The sequence below is a fragment of the Bradyrhizobium sp. CIR48 genome, assembly GCF_014198315.1.
Classification (GTDB): domain Bacteria; phylum Pseudomonadota; class Alphaproteobacteria; order Rhizobiales; family Xanthobacteraceae; genus Bradyrhizobium.
On sequence record NZ_JACIHG010000010.1, the window covers coordinates 203664 to 220937 of the forward strand.

Sequence of the window (17274 nt, forward strand, 5' to 3'; positions counted from 1 at the left end):
GGGCCGCCGTCCGGCAATCGGCGCGCGAGCCCAAGCAAAAACCGCCGCCACCGGCTATCCGGTGGATCGGCGGTCTGTGGTCGAAGGTCGCTGGGTCGAAGGTGGCTCCTAGCTAAGCGCTCCCGCGCTCACCGAACGTACCAATAGCCCCACCAGCGCTGGGACACCGGACGCGCCTGCGCCTTCATGGCTGCGACTTCTTCGACGGAGCGAAGTTGCGGGCCGTAGATCGCGGGCGGATAAACGTCATCCCACAGCACGACCCCGGTTTGCGCGTAGGCCGCGCGCTGATGTGCTGGAGCAACCGCCAGCTCGGCGGCCGGTGCTACGGATGCTGTCAAAGCGAGACCGAGAGCGGACAGGGCAATGGATGGAATAAGGGCGCGGACGTTCATTGGATTGAATCCCTCGTAATATGAGATGCGAAATAATGCGACGGGTCCCGACTGGTTGCAAGGGCATGGATTGGCCGGTTGGCCCGAAATTTCCTGTTCGTGGGAGGGCGTGCCAGGTCCGTTCGACGGCAGCAGCCTTCGGACAGATCGGGATCGCGAGGACATCTCTTTATATGGAGTGACTCTAATGAGTGATCTTGATCGCAGCGATCAATGCACGGGATTGTGCTGCATGCACGTAAGAGGTCAGGTATGAACAATCTTTCGGCGCCCGAAGTCGGCAAGAACCATGATGTCGACACACTGCTCGCTCTTGATGAGTCCCGGACTATCTAGGGCGACTCCCATGACTTCTACATTCCTCTCCGCTTTCATTTTCGGCGCTGGCCTCACCTTGGGATACGCGCTACGCGCTTGGCGCGTGCAACGAAGCCCTGCGAACCCGTCCCGCGGCGCCTCGCGCCGAATGACCGGACCGACTCCCACCTCGACGTTCGGCCACCCTCGACGAGCCTTTTAGGCAACGTCCGATTCGCTGGCGGGATCTCACTGGTACGATGGGGCATGACGAGATGAGCGAACCCAAGAAGGATGCGCCGCGGCGTTACATCGTCGATGGCGCCGGACAACGCGTGCTTGTCGGGCTGACGATCTCGGAGACGGTCGAGTTCGAAGCGCTGGATAATCCGAGCTCCCGCCCCGGGGCCGATTTGCTTGTCGAGACGCGCCGTGTCCGACAGGACAGACATGGGGAGCGCTGGCTGGAGCTTTACGTCAAGCACGAGCGAGCTTGGAACGATTGGATGGCCGAAACACGCGCGCGGCTGGAAAAGCCCCGCTTGCTCAACTAGATCCGGTCGAGGTCGATGCCATGGTCCGGTGGGCTAGCCGTCGCGAACCAAGGCTCCGCGTCATACCGCGAGCATGCGGCTGCCCTGGATGCTCATCAGGGTGAGGTTGCCGGTCGCATAGGCGCCGGTGTCGATGTTGACGCGGTTCGCCATGAATTCGGCGCTGCGGACCGGCGTATGGCCATGCACGATGTACTTGCCGAACTGCTCCTCGCTGCGCAGGAATTCTTCGCGAATCCAGAGTAGATCGCGCTCCGTCTGCTCGGCCAATGGAACGCCGGGGCGAACGCCGGCGTGAACGAAGAAGAAGTCTCCGCAACTGAAGCTCAGCCGCAGATTGTCCAGGAATTCCAGATGCTCGGTGGGCATCGCCCGAATCAGATCGCGCATGATCGATGCCGGCTCGTCGCGCTTCAGGTCCGGCGGCGCGAGCCCGTAGGACATCAGCGTCTGGGTCCCGCCGACGGCAATCCAATCCTCGAACAGTGAAGGGTCTTCGAACACCCTCACCAGAAATGCCTCGTGATTCCCTTTGAGGAAGACCGCGTTGCCCCGGCGGCTCCGTTCGACGAGGACGTCGAGGGTGGAGCGCGTATCCGGGCCGCGATCGATGTAATCGCCCATGAAGACCTCGATCGCGTAGCGCGGCCGGCTGCAGGCGATGTCGGCGTCGATCACCCGCAACATCGGCTGGAGGAGATGTGCGCATCCATGAATGTCCGAGATCGCATAGATGCGGACTCCCTCCGGCAATTGCGGTTTGGGCATAGGCGGGCGTGGTCGGGCGAGAGATATCATGGCGCTCAATCGATCGGGTGGTCGAAAAAATTTCCCCAAGTCGCCGGCACCGGAGAGCTTCCATCCAACACGAACGACGTGAAATTGGCGAGGGAGCGTCCTTGTTCTCCGGCTCGATCACGCCAAAAGAAGGGCGCGGCATTTTTTGCCCACCTGGGGTATGCGACCGGCGGTGCGAATGGTCGGTCCGCAGGATTGCATCGCTCAAGGCGAGAGTGCAGCAAAGATGCATGCCTTGGCGTAATTACGCAACGCACGCCCAGATAGAAAATCATCGAAATTCTCGCAAATGACTCATTGTGCTTCGCCGAGGGATTCCATCGCCTGAAAGATGAGCGAGGAGTCGCTCACACGACGGCAAAGCATCGCGGTGGACGTGGAACTTGATTCAAAATAGGGCAACGCGTTCGCTCATATGTCATCACTGTGACGACATTTTCAGCGCGTCGAATTTCGCTGCGCATTTCAACACGACGCATGATCCGTGCGCCGCAAAAGTTTTGCGTGCAGCGCCACAATGTCGCTGCGATCACTCAACACTTTCCGTGCGGGGAAGTGACGAGTCTTCAGCATCACGATGAGCGTCAGACACTCTCTCGATAGACAGAGGTACGAATGGCTGTTGCAACTTATGGTTCTGAAAACACTCACACGCTGTCGTCGATGCGCGGCAGCGCTCTTCAGAGGCCATTTCAGATCGTCGTCATGGCGGCTGACTTTTTGCTGATCTTGTTGAGCTATGCCGCCGGGGCTTCGCTGTACGGCGCGGCCGTCGCTTCACCCGCCGACGGCGCTTCGGTGGGAGCGGGGTTGTTTGTCGGCGTGGTGTTCGTCGCAGTCGCCTATTTCCGGGATGTCTACGCCACCCACCGCTTGCTCAACATCGTCTGGCAGCTTCGAAAGGCGGTGTTTATCTGGCTGACGTCGCTGACGATCCTTGCCGTTGCGGCCTTCCTGCTGAAATCAACCGACAACCTCTCCCGCGGCACCGTCATCGTATTTGCCGTGATCGGCGGACTTGGTTTGGTCAGCCTCCGCTTCGTCTGGCAGGCGGTGTTTGGCACGAGCTTTGCGCGAAGCCGATTGGTCGATCGCAAGGTGATCCTGCTCAGCCTCAAGCCGCTCGACTTCACCTCCAGCCGCTTCAAGGACCTGCGGAGAAATGGCTTCGACGTCATGCGCCATTTCGTGCTTGGCGACGACCGGGATGACGGCCATTGGGAGCGGCAGATTCGCGACGTGATCCGTCAGTCGCGCTCGGCCGACGTCGATGAATATCTGCTTGCGATCGACTGGAACGAATTGCCGATGCTGCGCAAGCTCGGGCCATATCTGCGCGCGGTCCCGCAGCCGATACGCCTGCTGCCGGACGATCCGGTCGCCGATCTGGTCGCTCGTCCTTTCCTGCCGGTCAGTGGAACCGTAGCGGTCGAAATCCAGCGGCCGCCTCTCACCATTCTCGAGCGGCTGCAAAAGCGCTGTCTCGACGTCGGCGTGGCCCTGTTCGCGCTCGTAGTCTTGACGCCGCTGCTGCTCACCGTTGCCGTGCTGATCAAGCTGGATTCCCCGGGAGCCGTCATATTTCGCCAGTCGCGCCGCGGCTTCAATGGCAGGCCGTTCGAGATCTGGAAGTTCCGGAGCATGACAGTCTGCGAGAACGGCGAAACGATTGCCCAGGCGACCAAGAGGGATGCTCGGGTCACCAAGATCGGGCGCTTCCTTCGTATGACGAGCATCGACGAACTGCCGCAGCTCTGGAACGTGCTGCGCGGGGATATGTCGCTGGTTGGGCCGCGCCCCCACGCGCTGGCCCATGACAATTACTATGACGAGATCATCAGCAAGTACGTCTACCGGCATCACATGAAGCCGGGCCTGACCGGCTGGGCCCAGGTGAACGGGTTCAGGGGGGAAACGCCGACGATCGATCTGATGGAGAAGCGGGTCGAATATGACGTCTGGTACGTCAGCAACTGGAGTATCTGGCTCGACCTGAAGATTATGGCCCGGACGGCGTCCGCAGTGATGTTCCAGGAAGCATATTAGTCGTTCAATTTCTTCACTGTCCGGAACCGGATCCTCGAGGGATCAGGTTCCGTCTCTCGACGACCTGCTGAAGAGCCGCATGATCGCGTCGCGCAAGGCAAGCAACGGCGGCACCAGCACGAAGAAAGCTCCCATCGCGACGGAAACGATGACATGGCGGATCGAGAAGGGTTCGTCCTGCTCGATTTCCCTTTGACTCGGGTCGATGGGCGCGGGTGAGAGTGTCGTCGCCATCGGCTGGGGACGCGGTTTACGGGGGGGAACCACGATCAACACGAACAGGATGTTGAGCAGAACCCAAATAGTCAAAATCGTCAGGACGATCAGCATTCCGAGCCCGCCGGAAATGAACGACAAATATCAGCCGAGGTTAGCCTCAGGGAACCCAGAAAGAAAGATGCCCAAAGTTTCAGCAGTTTGAAGCATCGAGGACCGGATTGTCTCGTATTACCGATGAATGATTGCCAATTGGCGCACTGTCCTCGCCAGCGTCGCCTTCGTCAATCCTTGCTTTTGGCTAGAGCAATAACTGCAAGTTGTGGATTCCGGACGAATACGGAGGGCCTCAGCAGTCGGAGGTGGGCTCGGCGCAATCTTCCGTCTCGTGGTGCGAAGGCGCGCTCGTTCCTCTTCAGGCGACAGTTGCGCAAGACGCGAAAAAAGGCCCGCTGCCAAATGGCAGCGGGCCCGACGTCTTTACAATTCGGCTGGGCGCGGCGCCGCGCCTCTGCCTTTTAGGCATGCTCGACGTAATAGCTGTTGTGATGCTTGCCCTTGTACGCCTCGATGCGCTTGAGCATCTTCGGGTTGGCGCGGTTGAGCACGGCGCCGAGCAATTTCTTCTGCAGGACTTCCGACCCGGAAACCGACTCCTGAAGAGCGCTTCGTGTCGTCTGCCCCCACTCGATTACATAGACCATGGCATCGATCAGGAAGCTGACGGCCTTTGAATCCGCCACCGGCATCACCGGGGCAAGATCGATCACGATGTACTCATAGTGCTCCTTTAGCACCTTGAGCAGATCGGCCATCGCCTTCGATCCAATGACATCGGCCGAATTGACCATGCGGGAGGCCACGACGGACGGCAGGAAATCCAGCCCTGTCTCCTTGCTTCGCTGCACATGGTAGCCGAGGCTGGCCGGATCGCTGAGCGCCTCTACCAGTCCGCTCTTGGCGTTCGGCGCGAGCTCTCGCGTGAGCGAGCGCGTGTGCAGATCGCCGTCGATCAGCACCGTGCGATGTCCGGTGAGGGCGATCAACTGGGCGAAGTTGGCCGCCACCGTCGTCTTTCCTTCCTTGGGAAGGGACGACACGATGCCAATCACCTTGATCTCGCGGGTCAGGCGCGCAACGTCGATCGATACCTTGATGTTGCGCAACGTCTCGGCAAACCGCGAGAATGGATGATCGACGACGTAGCGGGACAGATCGGGTGGACCTGTCTTCGCGGACGTCGAAAGCAACGCGCCGGTCTTGGTCGGCGGACGAATGTCCGGCAGGACCCCGAGGCACTTCACGCCGAGCTCGTCCTCGACCTCGCCGGGGGTCCGCAACACGTCGCTGAGCAGCTCGCGGGCGAAGGCGGCGCCGAAGCCGAGGCACAGGCCGCCCACCAGGCCTCCCACCAGCGCCAGGACCGTGCGCGGCGAGCTCTTGCGATCCGGCTTGGTGGCGGTGCTGATGAGGCGCGCCTCGCTGAGCGGAAAGCTCTGATTCTGCGTCGCGCTCTGCAGCTTCTCGAGGAAGTTGTTGTAGAGGTTGCGGTAGGTGTCGGCGGCGCTTTCGAGATCGCGCAGCTTGACTGCAGCCTGGCCGGTATCGCCGGCCTGGGCGACGAGTTCCTTTACGTTCTTCTCGAGCGAGGCTTCTCGGCTCTTTGCGATCTCATAGTCGCTGCGATAGGCGTCGCCGATCCGATGCAACTCATCGGCGATGTTCTTGCGCAGCTCCTCCATCTTGTTGGCCAGATTGACCGCAGCAAGATGTTGCTTGCCATAGCGCCTCGACCAGTCGGCATACTGGGCCTGGAGGTCCAGATATTGCGCGCGCAGGCGGGTGATGACCGAGTTGTTGAGAGCATCGGTCACCGTCGATTGTGCGACGTCCTGGTCCGAAATTGCGGTGATCCGGTCGAGCCGGGCCTTGGCTTCGGCCGTCGACGCCCGCGCTTGAACCAGCTGGGTGTTGAGGTCCGACAATTGCTGTTCGGACATTAGGCCGCGGCTGGTTCCGACGATGTTGTTTTCGGCCTTGAAGGTCTGCACGGCGCGGTCGCTGGCCGTTGCCTGCTCGCTCAGCTCGATGCTGCGCTGCTGAAGCCATTCGGTCGCCCGCTTGGTGGACTGATATTTGGCTTCCAGGGCGCCGACAAGGTAGGCGCTGGCGATGGCGTTGACGATCTTGGCGGCCTTGTCAGGGCTTCGCGAGCGATAGTTCAGCGACAAGACATAGGTCGTCAGGACGCGTTCCGTCCTCAGGTTCTTCTGAACCTGCTCGACCACGGCGTGCTCGAGTCGTTCCTGCGACGCCGGTTCTCCGGAGCTGAACAACGCCATGAACTTGCCGAGGACGATGGAGAGCAAACCCGGATTGGAGCCGTTGAACTCCGGATCGTCCGTCAGCTTCAGGCGACGGACCACCGAGAGGATCAGGTCGTCCGAGTTGATGACCTCGACCTGGCTGTCGACGTATCCGGTATCGATGAGGGCGCTGTTGGCGTTGCTGTCCTTGTCCAGCACCTGCGCCTGACGGGTATCCATCATGATGCGGGCATTCGCCGTGTACATGGGTTGCGCCATGATCAGATAGACGATCACCAGCGCCAGCGAAGCGCCGGTGCACACCGCGATGATCGGCCATTGCCGGCGCAGGACATCGGCCACGCGTTCGAAGCTCAGGACCGCTCCGCCGAATTCGATGCCGAATCTGTGGCCCGACGGGAAATGTTCTCTAGGCTGATACATCTGTTAATTCGCTGCCTTTTGACGATCGCTGATCAATTCGGAAGGGGGACGGGTTTGAACGGGTTGGCCAGCTTGGTCTTCCACTCGCCGTCGAGCAGCGCCCCGCCTCGGGGCGGTTGCGCACGGCCCTTGTCTTGCGATTGGGCCTGGGCGCCGGAGGCGTCCTCTCCGGCGGCGGAATAACCTGCTTGCACGTTGAGATCGCCGATCCGCTGCGTGAAATCCCTGATCTTGCGCGCAGCGTCTGGCTTCGTCGACGTGCACCGCCCTTCGGCGATCCTCAACGCGGCGCCAATGGCTGAACGGTCGGTCGAAGTCGACGCCGAGATGAGGGTCTGCACGGACGGCAACACCGACGGGTTCGTGGCGATAAATGTGGCGAGCCGATATCTCAGCTTCTCCTTGTCATTGCGCAGCTGCTCCAGAAGCGAGGAGGGCGATTTTACGAACGTGTCGAGTTGGAGCTGCGAGGCGCGATCCGTAAATTCGACGCACTGGGCGCGGCAAGCATCGATGCTCGACACCATCAAGACAGAACCTGCCAAGATGATCGGTAGCCATCGCGATCTCGCAAGACGACGTGTTAGTCCGCAACCCATCCGTATCCCTTGCTCCCTGTTGCAATAGGAGAACACGCGAAACCTCGCATGCAACTGTGTCAATTTTTGTGCGATGCAAAAGCTGCGTGCTCTCGGCGAGACAACGCGTGCATTGTCTGTTTCCCGGTCGGTTGCAAAATGGAGATATGCAATGCCTGCGAGATCGGCACGCTGGCGCCTAGGAATGTTGCAAACTGAAAACATAAGAGGCGTTGAACGTCGAAGTGTCGCGAGCATGCGTCGCAAAACCGACACAAGTCGTCACGCGACTCATTGTTCCCCGCTTGCGAAAATTATCAGTGCGATATGTGCGGTCCTGCATGCGAAGAGATCGACGTCTTCGCGGTCGGCTTGATCGCAACAGCGCCGAATTTCGCGCACACTTTCCACGCAAATACTCGCAATCATCACGACCGAATTGATTTGCGCGCCGACGCATGTCGATCTCAGGCAAAAAGTGGCGTGATCTTGGCGCTCGCATGTCCGAATGATCTGCGAGCGTTGAAATTATCGTCGACCCTCATGCGTCGAATGCGAGTCCGCGATCGCAGAGATTGAACACGCGCAAGACCTGATACACACTGCTGCGGTGCAATAGCTACGGAATGTTGATGTGACGGAGATGGTTCATCGTGAGAAGGCGCATGTCCTGCCGCTCGATAGCATTCGGGGGATCGCCGCGACGTCGGTGGTGATTCACCATCTCCTGCTGATGCCGACTTTCCTCGCGGCGTTCCCGCACAACGCGTGGATCAATTGCTCGTTCTTCAGAAGCTCCTGGCTGCTGGTCGACTTGTTCTTCGTTCTCAGCGGGATCGTCATGTCGCTCAGCTACGTCGAGAGCGACTTCGGGCGCTTCTCGCTGCGCGAGTTCATGGTGCGGCGCCTGGCGCGGGTCTATCCGCTGCACATCGTCATGCTGATGGCAAATCTTCTGTTTCGCCTCCTGCGGATCGGTCTGGTCATGGCCGGTGTCGTGGTGGCCGCGCCGGCGGCGTTCGAAGTGAACAATGCCTATTCCTTCGGTCTCAACGTCCTGCTGCTGCATTCGATGGGATTCATCGACTATCTCAGCTGGAATGCGCCGAGCTGGAGCATCAGCGTCGAGTTCTACACATATCTTGTATTTGGCCTGATCGTGCTGCTGGCCCAGCGCATGCGTTCCCTGTTGTGGTTCTACGTTCTCTGCGGGCTGCTCGCGGTGGGAAGTCTGGTCGTCATCATTTTCGTGCTCGACAAGAGGAGCCTCGGACTTCAGACCGACTTCGGCATCCTGCGCTGCTTCGTGAGCTTCTTTCTCGGCGTGCTGACGGTCAGGATCGTCGATCGCCTACCGGCCAAGCCAGGCCCTGCCGCGCAGGGCGTACTGCAGTTCGCCGCCATGATCGCCAGCATCGTTCTGGTGTCCCTGGCGGAGACCAATCCCGCGGCAACCTTCCTCGCGCCGGTGACGTTCGCGATCTTCCTCGGCAGCTTGCTGGCCTTTCCAGATGCGCTGCTGGTGCCGCGGATGCTGGTGGCGGGGCCGCTGGTCTGGCTCGGGAAACGTTCCTACTCCATCTACATGGTGCACGCGCTCGTGGTGCTGCTCGCTGAATATTTCGTGCGGGCAGTGGGGGCGGGGCGGATCGCCGCGCTGGATTCGGTCTGGGCAGGCCTGCCGGCGACGCTGAATCTCGTCGTCTCGCTGGCCGCCGTGCTAGCGGTCTCGCACTTCACTTATCTCTACATCGAAATTCCCGGCGGCAAGTTCATGCGAAATGTGCTGGGAAGCCGTCGGGATTTCGCGCCATCCCCCGCGCCGTCGGCGCGGCTGACGAACTGAGTCGGGCATGAGCATCCTCGCAATGCAACGGCCGCGTCTGATCCTGATCAGCCTCAGCATCGAGGCGATCGCGCTCGGGGTCTATCTGGTCCGCGACGCCTTTGGCGGCGTGATCCGCTATTATACCAGCATCTATCACATGGATGCGCTCTGGTATCTGCCCGATGCGGTCGCGCTTGCGTGTCTGATCCAGTTCATCGTGCATTGCATCTTGCGCAATCGCAGCACCCTGGCCCTGTTGGTGTTGGTCCAGATCATGCTGTCGCTTGTGCTTGGCTATTTCATGATGGGAACGGCAAACGCAGCGATCTCGTCCTTCAAGATGATGCTGCCGGTGTTCGTCGGCTTCTGCTTCTGTGATTCGAGTCTCGGCTCGTACAAGAAGCTGCTGTCGGTCATCGCCGTGACCTTCTACCTCTCGGTCATCGGGGTGCTGCTGACCAAATTCTATCTCATGCCCTGGGTCGGGTATAAATACGAGTCCTTCGGCGCAGTTCGAGAGGCGGGCCGGCTGTGGTGGGCCTATGGCGGTGACGACCAGCGCCTCATGGGTTTTGCGGCCGACAACACCATGGCCGCCTTCTTCATTCTCGTGTCGTTCGCGATCACCTCGATTCGCAAGAGCACGACGTGGTGCCTTCTGTTCGGCTCGCTCGCGGTCTATGTCATCAAGCTGACCACGAGCAAGACGACGATGATCGTCCTCGTGCTCTATCTGCTCCTGCTCGTGTTCGTGCGTATGCTGCCGGAGAAGTCGCGCTTTCCCGCAATCAGGGGCATCGCGCAATGGTCCTTTGCCGCGATCTTCGTTCCGTTCTTCATGATCGTGATCGCTTCCGGCACCGCCGCCGTCCCGCACTCGACCCTGTTCAGCATCGTCGATCGCATCAACAACAGCTGGCAGTTGCCGTTCGTCTACATGAACCAGCTCATGCCGATCGGCCTGGTGACGGGCTGCGGCGCTGGCTGCTTCAACTATCCGCAGAAGCTGTTCTCGCCGCTCGCGCACTTCTGGGTGCCCGTCGACAATTTCTACATCGGGACCTACCTGATGTTCGGTCTGCCGTTCGTCGCGTTCATGGTGATGGTATTCAGGGCGACATTCGGCGCGACCGACGTGTACAAGCTGACGCTGATCTTCGTCGTCAACCTGTTCACGATCACGGTGTTGAACTACGGCCCGGCGTCCGGCCTCCTGATCATCGCCTTGAGCTTCAGCGACGTGTTTTCGCGCCGCGCGGCCTCCGCACGGGCGGGCGACGCCGTGCCGGTTGTCATGCGGCCGCCGATGCCGTCATTGGAAGGCTTCCGCCCGGACATGCCGGCGGCGAGCGGAAGCAGGTGAGAACGAATAATGCATAAACGGCTCGCATTCATCGACACGCTGCGCGGCATTGCCGTGTTGTCGGTCCTGGTCCAGCATGTGTTCGAGGTGATCGTCGAGAAGCACCCGACGGGCGCCTATTACTGGCCCATCCACGATTTGTTCGGCTACTACATGAACTTTGGCCGGTTCGGCGTGGTGCTGTTCTTCTTCGTCAGCGGCTTCGTCATTCCGTTCAGCTTCCCGGACAGCGCCACGCCCGTGCGGGATTTTTCGATCAGCCGCTTCTTCCGGCTCTACCCGGCCTACTGGACCTCGCTCGTGGTCGGGCTCGTGACGATGCAGCTGCTGGATTCGAAGATCTATCCGCTCGGACAGATCGCCGCGAACGTGACGATGTTGCAGACCTTCGTGAACGTCCCGAATCTCTGGGTGTTCTATTGGACGCTGGCGATCGAGCTGTTGTTCTATGTCGGATGCACCATTCTGTTTGCGATGGGGCTGCTGAACCGGCGCTTCACGGCGGTGACGATCGTCGTTGCGGCCGCGCTGGTCGGCACCACCGCCGCGCTCCTGGTGGAGAACAGGGCGGTTTCCTCGGTGATGGAGGTCGGGCTGAACCTGTCGGCGATGTTCCTGGGCAAGATCATCCGCGACACCGTCATCGGCGGAAAGCTGCGATGGTCTCACGTGGCGGTCTGCACGCTCTTGTATGCGATCTTCGCCATCACCCTGGCCGACCGGCGGTTCGGAGGCGTTTACCACGAGAACTTCTTCTACAGCTATTCGATCGCATCGGCCTATGTCTGCGCGGCGATCGTCTTCATTGGCTTTGCCGTGTTCGGTGAGAGAATGGCGTGGCGCCCGATGGCGTTCGTCGGCGTGATCAGCTATTCGGTCTACCTGATGTCGCCGTTCGTGCTCGTCTTCATCCACCGCCTCGTCTGGTTCGGCGACGGGCCGCTCGGATGGTCGATCTTCATGGCCCTGATCCTGGCGTTGTCGATCCTTGTCAGCTGGATGACGTTTACATTCGTCGAGAAGCCCAGCATCGCCTTCGGACAAAGGTTCCGCTCGGCACGGAGAAAGAAGGTCGTTCTCGAGCCCGCCCTCAGTACTCAGGGTGCTGCAGAGTGAGTGGCGCGCTGCACCAGCCGGGCGCCGCCTACGACGGATCGTTCGTTCCCTCGGTCCAGGGGCTTCGGGGAATTGCGGCGCTGAGCGTGCTGATGGATCATTTCTACGACATGCCAAAGGGAGGCATGTACGACATCCCGGATCCCGGCTTCCTGCCGCCGCTCTGGCTCTGGCTGCAATCGGTGATCAATGTCGGCGGGCATGGCGTCGAGTTGTTCTTCATGATCAGCGGCTTCCTGATCCCGGCGAGCTTGGTGCGGCACGGCTCGCTGCCGCGATTCTTCTTCGATCGCGTCCTGCGCATCATGCCGGTGTTCGTCGTGCTGCATCTTGCGCTGTTCGCGATAGGTCCGATCGTCGGCTACAAGTTCTTCCGTGGGATCGATCTGACGAGCTATCTCGGGATTTTCGCGGCCAATCTGTTCTTCGTGCAGGACGCGCTTGGCTTGCCCATTGCCCAGCAGAATGCCTGGACGCTGACCTATGAGTGGGCGTTCTACATCTGGTTTGCGCTGACATTCTCGATGTGGCGCGGCGGGGGCAAGCTGCTGGCGGCGCCCCTGATCCTGCTGGGTCTGGCCTGCCTGATGCACTGGCCGATCACGGCGTTCTTCTGCATCGGCATGCTGTTCAGCGCCACCGGATTTCGCATCTCCATTCCCGGACGGGTCGGCCTGCTCGCGGGCCTCGCCTGCGGAGCCGCGCTGTATGCGAGCCTCGTGCTGTTTCACCCGTTCGTGGGGCTCCTTCCCGGATTCCTGCTGTTCGGCATGGTGCTTGCCCCGGAATCGGGCCTTGGCAGGGCTCTGAGTGCCCCGGCCCTGCAATATGTCGGCAAAATCAGCTACAGCCTCTATCTCGTGCATCCCTTTGTGCTCTTTCCGTTGCAGGTGATCGGCCTGAAGCTGGTCGCCGCCGGCGTCGATCGCTGGCTGCTGTGGGCCGCCTTCATCGTGCTCGGGCTGGTGATGTCATTGGTCGCAAGCGCGATCAGTTATGAGTTGATCGAGGTCAGGCTCAGGCGCCTGCTGGACGGCGCGATCCGCGGCACGTTCTTTCGACCGCTGAAGGTCGGGCAATCGGTTTGAGCGGCCGCGTGCCCGTCGCGGTCAGCTCACGGTACGGCCGACGAGCTTGTGATAGGACCCCAGCAGCTGTTCGGCGATGTGGTCCCAGTTCAAAATGCCGGCCGCGGTCTGCCGTGCGCCATCGGTCAATGTCGCGGCGAGTGGCTTGGAGGTCAGCACGCGTTCGAGTGCATCGGCCAATGCAGTGGCATCCCCGGGAGGAACCAGCAGCCCGTTGACTCCGTCGGTGACGACATCGGGAATGCCCCCGGTGGCGCTGGCAACGACGGGACGAGAATTGCCGTAAGCGGAGGCAAGCACGCCGCTCTGTGTTGCATCCTTGTACGGCAAGGCGACCACGGTGGCGGATTGAAACAGCTGTCCGGTGTCCGCAGGCGAAATGTAGGCGTTGATGGTCTTGACCGTCGGCATCGCTTCCATCCGCGCGCCGAGCCGTGTCATCTCGGGACCGCGCCCGGCGACGATCGCCTCATGCGCCACACCGCGCCGGGCCAACATGTCGATCGCGTCGATGAAGACGTCGAGGCCCTTGTAGGCCCACATTCGTCCAAAAAACAGGATGCGTGCGGCTTCGGGCGCGGTGACCGCATGTCGGGCCGGTGGAACCATGAGCACGCCGTGCATGCTGGAGACCGTTCCGCCCTTGAAGTCGGGCGAGGCGCGACGAAAATCGGCAATACAGCTCTCGCCATGCGTCGTGACGATCGACGCGGCGGCACGCATGTGCCCGCGCCAACCGTCTTCACGTGGCGAGGTGCCGGAGCCGCCTTCCGAATGCGGGATAGCATCGTGAACGGTCAGCACCAGGGGAATGCCGAGTGGACGAAGGAACTGGATCAGCTTGGACGTATAGATCTCCGGAACTTCGTGACAATGAACGACGTCCGGACGAAACGAAATTATGTCGAGAAAAGAAGCCGGGATACCGATCACGCCGCCGCGGCGCAGGCTCAGATCGCGAATCCGGGTCTCGAAGGGAGCCGCCACGGCGATGTCGGCAAGTTCCCATTGCTGGTTGGCGTCCTTGCGGTTGAGCACGAGCCTGACGTCGCAATGGTGAGCCAATCCCGAAGCGAGCCGGTAGGAATATTCCGCAAAATGCGGGGCGTAGATCGCCACACGCAAGCGCCTGGAATTGGGAAAAGAACGCGGGGCCGGCGAATTCATCAAGGCATCCATTTTGCATCACATCGCAGAGAGCGATGGGAGTGTAGTCCACGATTTGAACTCACTTCCACTCTAAATCGGAATCGTGATGGCGCTCATCTGATTGCCATCACTCCGTCGTATTGTAGCGAGCAATCAGTCGCCGTTGTGAGCGGCGACAAGCGGTGGCGTGTCCTCATCATTGCCGCGTCGTCTGGATCGGAATTGGGTCGAATTGTTGATGAACGTCACTCGAGGCAGGCAACATCAGGTCGTGGTGGCGCTGTTCTGGTCGCTCGCGCAGAATTGGGGCGGCCGCGCATTGTCGTTCGTGCTGTTCCTGGTGCTGGCACGGCTGCTCGATCCCGCCGATTTCGGTCTTGCGGCGCTGGTCGCCTTTATCCTGCTGCTTTTGAGCTCCATCGCGGAATTCGGCTTCGGTGATGCGTTGATCCAGCGGCGGACGCTCGAGCCCGCCGATGTGACGCTGCCGTTCTTCTGCTCGTTTGCAGCCTCAGCGCTCCTGGCCGTTCTGATCGCATTGCTCGCGACGCATATCGAGCATTGGTTCGACGTGAAGGGGCTGGCGCCGCTGCTGACGGCCGCCAGTCTCTCGCTTCCGATCGGCACCGCGACGCTGTTCCAGGAGGCGCTCTACAAGCGGCAGATGGATTTTCGGGTGCTCGCGGTCAGGACCATGGTGGCGACAGCCGTCTCCGGCGTCGTGGGGATCGCCTGTGCCTATGCAGGGTTCGGCGCCCTCAGCCTGGTGATCCAGGTGGTCGTTCAGAGCGCGATCAGCGGCTTGTGGCTCTGGAGCCAGCCGCGATGGTTGCCGATGCGCGGCTACGATCTGAAGAGCTTTCGCGAGCTCTCCGGCTACAGCATCCACGTCATGCTGAACAGGCTGCTGGACTTCGCCATCGTTCGGACGATCGACATGATCATCCTGTCGCTCTATGGCGTCGCCGCGCTTGGCATCTATACGGTCGGGGCGAGGGTCTACATCATCCTGATGCAGTTGCTCACGCAGGCGGTCATGGACGTGGCGCTGAGCGCCTTGTCCAAAATCGCGCACGAGCGGGACCGCATCGCAGGTGCATATTTGCGCAGCGTCAGTCTCGGCGCACTGATCGGATCTCCGGTCTTCGTGCTCCTCGCGGCGATCGCGCCGGAGTTCTCCCTGCTGCTGTTCGGTGCGAAGTGGGGTGGCAGCGAAGCGGTGATGCGGCCGCTGATGCTGATTGGTGCGGTCCAGACGGTGCAGTTCGTCAACAGCGCCTATTTTGGTGCTCTGGGCAAGCCGAACTACGTCTTTCTGCTCAACATCCTCAAATTCTGTACGGTCGTGCCGGCGATGTTCCTGCTTCCCTCGCGCGACATTGGTCAACTGGCCACGATCTTCGCGTTCTCGCAGCTCGTGGTGACCCCCGTCACGTTTGCGCTGGCGCTCCGGCTGCTCGGCTTGAGCTGGAGCCAGTTTCTGCGCCCTATTGCGGGATGTCTTTGCGCCATCGCTCTGGCCTACGGCGCAGTCGTGCTGTGCCGGGAGGCGACGCCGGGCATGAATCCCTATTTGCGGATTGGACTGCTGTCGTCCTGTTTTGGCGCGACTTATCTGACGGGCATTCTGCTGTTCTGGCGGAAGCAGCTCCTTTCCCTGATTGATTTCGTCGTGAAGCGCGGTGCGACCGCTTGATGAAGACGAGGAGGATGTCGTGAAGCAACTGATCCCGGTGCCCGTACGCAGGCAGCTCCGAGGCTGGCTCAACAGCGCGAAGAATACGCCGTTGGCGCTCGACCTGCTCGAGCTGCGCAGATGGCAGATCGCCAGGAGGGACGTCGGCGTCAACGCCGCGCCGCGCAACACTCTGCGCCGGCTCGTCGTGCTCCCCTCCGATCCCTGGAGCGTTCGTCAATCGCGCGGCGATGAGGCGATGATCGAAGCGGCCACTGGGGAGGTGAAGAAGACCTATCCGAACCTTGAGGTCTACATTGTCACCGCGACGCCAACGGCCAGCGCGGACGTGCGCGCGATGGGCTTCAAGCCGCTCGAACTCTGGAGACAGCCGTTCTCATACGAGACGGTCGCGCAGGAGCTGTCGCTCACCAGGCCGGATTTCGGGCTGGTCCTGGGGGCCGACGTGCTCGATGGCTACTATTCGCCGGTGGATGCCGCGCGCATGCTGCTCGTGGCCGATCTGATGGCTGCGTTCGGCGCCAAGGTCAGCGTGCTCGGCTTCAGTTTCAACTCCCGCCCGGCGAAAGCGCTGCGCGAGGTGTTCCGGCTGCTGGACCCGGGCGTGGTGCTGAATCTGCGTGATGCAATATCTCTTCAGCGTTTCGACGATTTCGCGCGGAAACGTGCCCATTTGGTCGCCGACGCGGCGTTCATGCTGACCCCGCGGGCGGATACGGCCGCAGTGAAGCAGATCGCGGCCACGATCGCGCGACAACGCGAGCAGGGTCGCAAGGTCTTCGTCTTCAACATTCATCCGATGTTGTTCAGGAAGCCGGAGCCGGCCAAGCTGCGGCAAATGATAGAGCTCGCCGCGGGCGCCATGGAGCGGCTGTCTCGCGAGCACAATGCAAGCTGGTTGTTGCTCGCTCATGACTACCGCCCAGAGATCGCCGACGACAATTGCCTTCGGCCGCTGGCCGACCGCCTGAAGCCCACGCTCGTCGATCACGTGCATCATGTCGATCAGGCGCTGTCGGCGGGCGAGATCAAGGCCGTTGTCGGTCTGGTCGACGGTGTGATCACCGGCCGCATGCATCTCGCGATTGCGGCGCTGGGGCAGGGAACGCCTGTCGCGGCGATTACCTATCAGGACAAGTTCCAGGGCCTGTTCGCGCACTTTGGCGTCAGCGAATCGTTGTTGCTGTCGCCGGCCCAGTTCCTGGTCGACGACAGCTTTGAGAAGTTTGTGCTGCAGTTCCTTGGCGCACACGAAGCCGCCGGTGAGAAGGTACGACAGATGCTGCCGGATGTCATGGAGCTGTCCCGCGCCAACATCGCACCGTTGCTGGGCGACAGTGCGATGCGGACGGTGCAGCAGGCCGGCGGCAAGGTCGCCTGAACGCCCTCACGTCGCCGGC

Annotated in this window: 14 protein-coding genes; 8 read left to right on the plus strand and 6 right to left on the minus strand. The window is 61.1% G+C overall.

Going from position 1 to position 17274, the window contains the following annotated elements:
- Positions 1 to 128 precede the first annotated feature (128 nt).
- The gene (locus GGD66_RS28810; RefSeq protein WP_092261620.1) at positions 129 to 395 is read right to left on the minus strand and encodes a hypothetical protein; all 267 of its coding nucleotides are present in this window, start codon (positions 393 to 395) and stop codon (positions 129 to 131) included.
- A 572-nt stretch (positions 396 to 967) separates the two neighbouring features.
- Here GGD66_RS28810 and GGD66_RS28815 point away from each other — a divergent pair.
- Complete coding sequence (locus GGD66_RS28815) at positions 968 to 1246, plus strand: hypothetical protein (RefSeq protein ID WP_177237416.1); 279 nt, start codon at positions 968 to 970, stop codon at positions 1244 to 1246.
- 60 nt (positions 1247 to 1306) lie between these two features.
- Here the strand turns inward: GGD66_RS28815 and GGD66_RS28820 are convergent, their stop codons facing one another.
- Positions 1307 to 2044, minus strand: a complete 738-nt coding sequence (locus GGD66_RS28820) for a metallophosphoesterase family protein (protein ID WP_092261618.1) — start codon at positions 2042 to 2044, stop codon at positions 1307 to 1309.
- Positions 2045 to 2659: 615 nt separating this feature from the next.
- Here GGD66_RS28820 and GGD66_RS28825 point away from each other — a divergent pair.
- Complete coding sequence (locus tag GGD66_RS28825; protein ID WP_018323192.1) at positions 2660 to 4090, plus strand: undecaprenyl-phosphate glucose phosphotransferase; 1431 nt, start codon at positions 2660 to 2662, stop codon at positions 4088 to 4090.
- Between the two features lie 42 nt (positions 4091 to 4132).
- Here GGD66_RS28825 and GGD66_RS28830 read toward each other — a convergent pair whose 3' ends face one another.
- From GGD66_RS28830 to GGD66_RS28840, 3 genes are all read right to left on the minus strand, one after another.
- Positions 4133 to 4420 (minus strand): hypothetical protein, encoded by a 288-nt coding sequence (locus tag GGD66_RS28830; protein WP_028141809.1) that lies wholly within the window; start codon positions 4418 to 4420, stop codon positions 4133 to 4135.
- Between the two features lie 404 nt (positions 4421 to 4824).
- Complete coding sequence (locus tag GGD66_RS28835) at positions 4825 to 7056, minus strand: Wzz/FepE/Etk N-terminal domain-containing protein (RefSeq protein ID WP_092261617.1); 2232 nt, start codon at positions 7054 to 7056, stop codon at positions 4825 to 4827.
- Positions 7057 to 7088: 32 nt separating this feature from the next.
- Positions 7089 to 7583: a hypothetical protein gene (locus GGD66_RS28840; RefSeq protein WP_018323195.1), complete on the minus strand. Its 495-nt coding sequence runs from the start codon at positions 7581 to 7583 to the stop codon at positions 7089 to 7091.
- A gap of 694 nt (positions 7584 to 8277) precedes the next feature.
- On the opposite strand from GGD66_RS28840, the gene GGD66_RS28845 reads away from it, so the two are divergent.
- The 4 genes from GGD66_RS28845 to GGD66_RS28860 are packed head-to-tail and all read left to right on the plus strand — an operon-like array spanning position 8278 to position 13029.
- Positions 8278 to 9480: an acyltransferase gene (locus GGD66_RS28845; RefSeq protein WP_183259726.1), complete on the plus strand. Its 1203-nt coding sequence runs from the start codon at positions 8278 to 8280 to the stop codon at positions 9478 to 9480.
- 7 nt (positions 9481 to 9487) lie between these two features.
- Entirely contained in the window at positions 9488 to 10825 is a 1338-nt protein-coding gene (locus GGD66_RS28850; protein WP_183259727.1) for a hypothetical protein, read from the plus strand.
- Positions 10826 to 10834: 9 nt separating this feature from the next.
- On the plus strand, positions 10835 to 11941 hold the full coding sequence (locus GGD66_RS28855) for an acyltransferase (protein ID WP_092261613.1): 1107 nt from the start codon (positions 10835 to 10837) through the stop codon (positions 11939 to 11941).
- Entirely contained in the window at positions 11938 to 13029 is a 1092-nt protein-coding gene (locus tag GGD66_RS28860) for an acyltransferase (RefSeq protein ID WP_183259728.1), read from the plus strand. The genes GGD66_RS28855 and GGD66_RS28860 overlap by 4 nt, the downstream gene beginning before the upstream one ends.
- Positions 13030 to 13050: 21 nt before the next feature.
- On the opposite strand, the gene GGD66_RS28865 is transcribed toward GGD66_RS28860, so the two are convergent.
- A complete protein-coding gene (locus GGD66_RS28865; protein WP_312009961.1) occupies positions 13051 to 14148 on the minus strand; it encodes a glycosyltransferase in 1098 nt (365 codons plus the stop codon).
- A gap of 268 nt (positions 14149 to 14416) precedes the next feature.
- Here GGD66_RS28865 and GGD66_RS28870 point away from each other — a divergent pair, with 268 nt between their 5' ends.
- Positions 14417 to 15874 (plus strand): lipopolysaccharide biosynthesis protein, encoded by a 1458-nt coding sequence (locus GGD66_RS28870; protein ID WP_183231102.1) that lies wholly within the window; start codon positions 14417 to 14419, stop codon positions 15872 to 15874.
- Between the two features lie 91 nt (positions 15875 to 15965).
- Positions 15966 to 17255 (plus strand): polysaccharide pyruvyl transferase family protein, encoded by a 1290-nt coding sequence (locus GGD66_RS28875; protein ID WP_246789007.1) that lies wholly within the window; start codon positions 15966 to 15968, stop codon positions 17253 to 17255.
- Positions 17256 to 17274 lie beyond the last annotated feature (19 nt).

Excerpts from the sequence above, each read along its gene's own strand:
- GGD66_RS28810 (WP_092261620.1), bottom strand. The coding sequence starts at position 395 with ATGAACGTCCGCGCCCTTATTCCATCCATTGCCCTGTCCGCTCTCGGT.
- GGD66_RS28815 (WP_177237416.1), top strand. The coding sequence starts at position 968 with ATGAGCGAACCCAAGAAGGATGCGCCGCGGCGTTACATCGTCGATGGC.
- GGD66_RS28820 (WP_092261618.1), bottom strand. The coding sequence starts at position 2,044 with ATGATATCTCTCGCCCGACCACGCCCGCCTATGCCCAAACCGCAATTG.
- GGD66_RS28825 (WP_018323192.1), top strand. The coding sequence starts at position 2,660 with ATGGCTGTTGCAACTTATGGTTCTGAAAACACTCACACGCTGTCGTCG.
- GGD66_RS28830 (WP_028141809.1), bottom strand. The coding sequence starts at position 4,420 with ATGCTGATCGTCCTGACGATTTTGACTATTTGGGTTCTGCTCAACATC.
- GGD66_RS28835 (WP_092261617.1), bottom strand. The coding sequence starts at position 7,056 with ATGTATCAGCCTAGAGAACATTTCCCGTCGGGCCACAGATTCGGCATC.
- GGD66_RS28840 (WP_018323195.1), bottom strand. The coding sequence starts at position 7,583 with ATGGTGTCGAGCATCGATGCTTGCCGCGCCCAGTGCGTCGAATTTACG.
- GGD66_RS28845 (WP_183259726.1), top strand. The coding sequence starts at position 8,278 with ATGGTTCATCGTGAGAAGGCGCATGTCCTGCCGCTCGATAGCATTCGG.
- GGD66_RS28850 (WP_183259727.1), top strand. The coding sequence starts at position 9,488 with ATGAGCATCCTCGCAATGCAACGGCCGCGTCTGATCCTGATCAGCCTC.
- GGD66_RS28855 (WP_092261613.1), top strand. The coding sequence starts at position 10,835 with ATGCATAAACGGCTCGCATTCATCGACACGCTGCGCGGCATTGCCGTG.
- GGD66_RS28870 (WP_183231102.1), top strand. The coding sequence starts at position 14,417 with ATGAACGTCACTCGAGGCAGGCAACATCAGGTCGTGGTGGCGCTGTTC.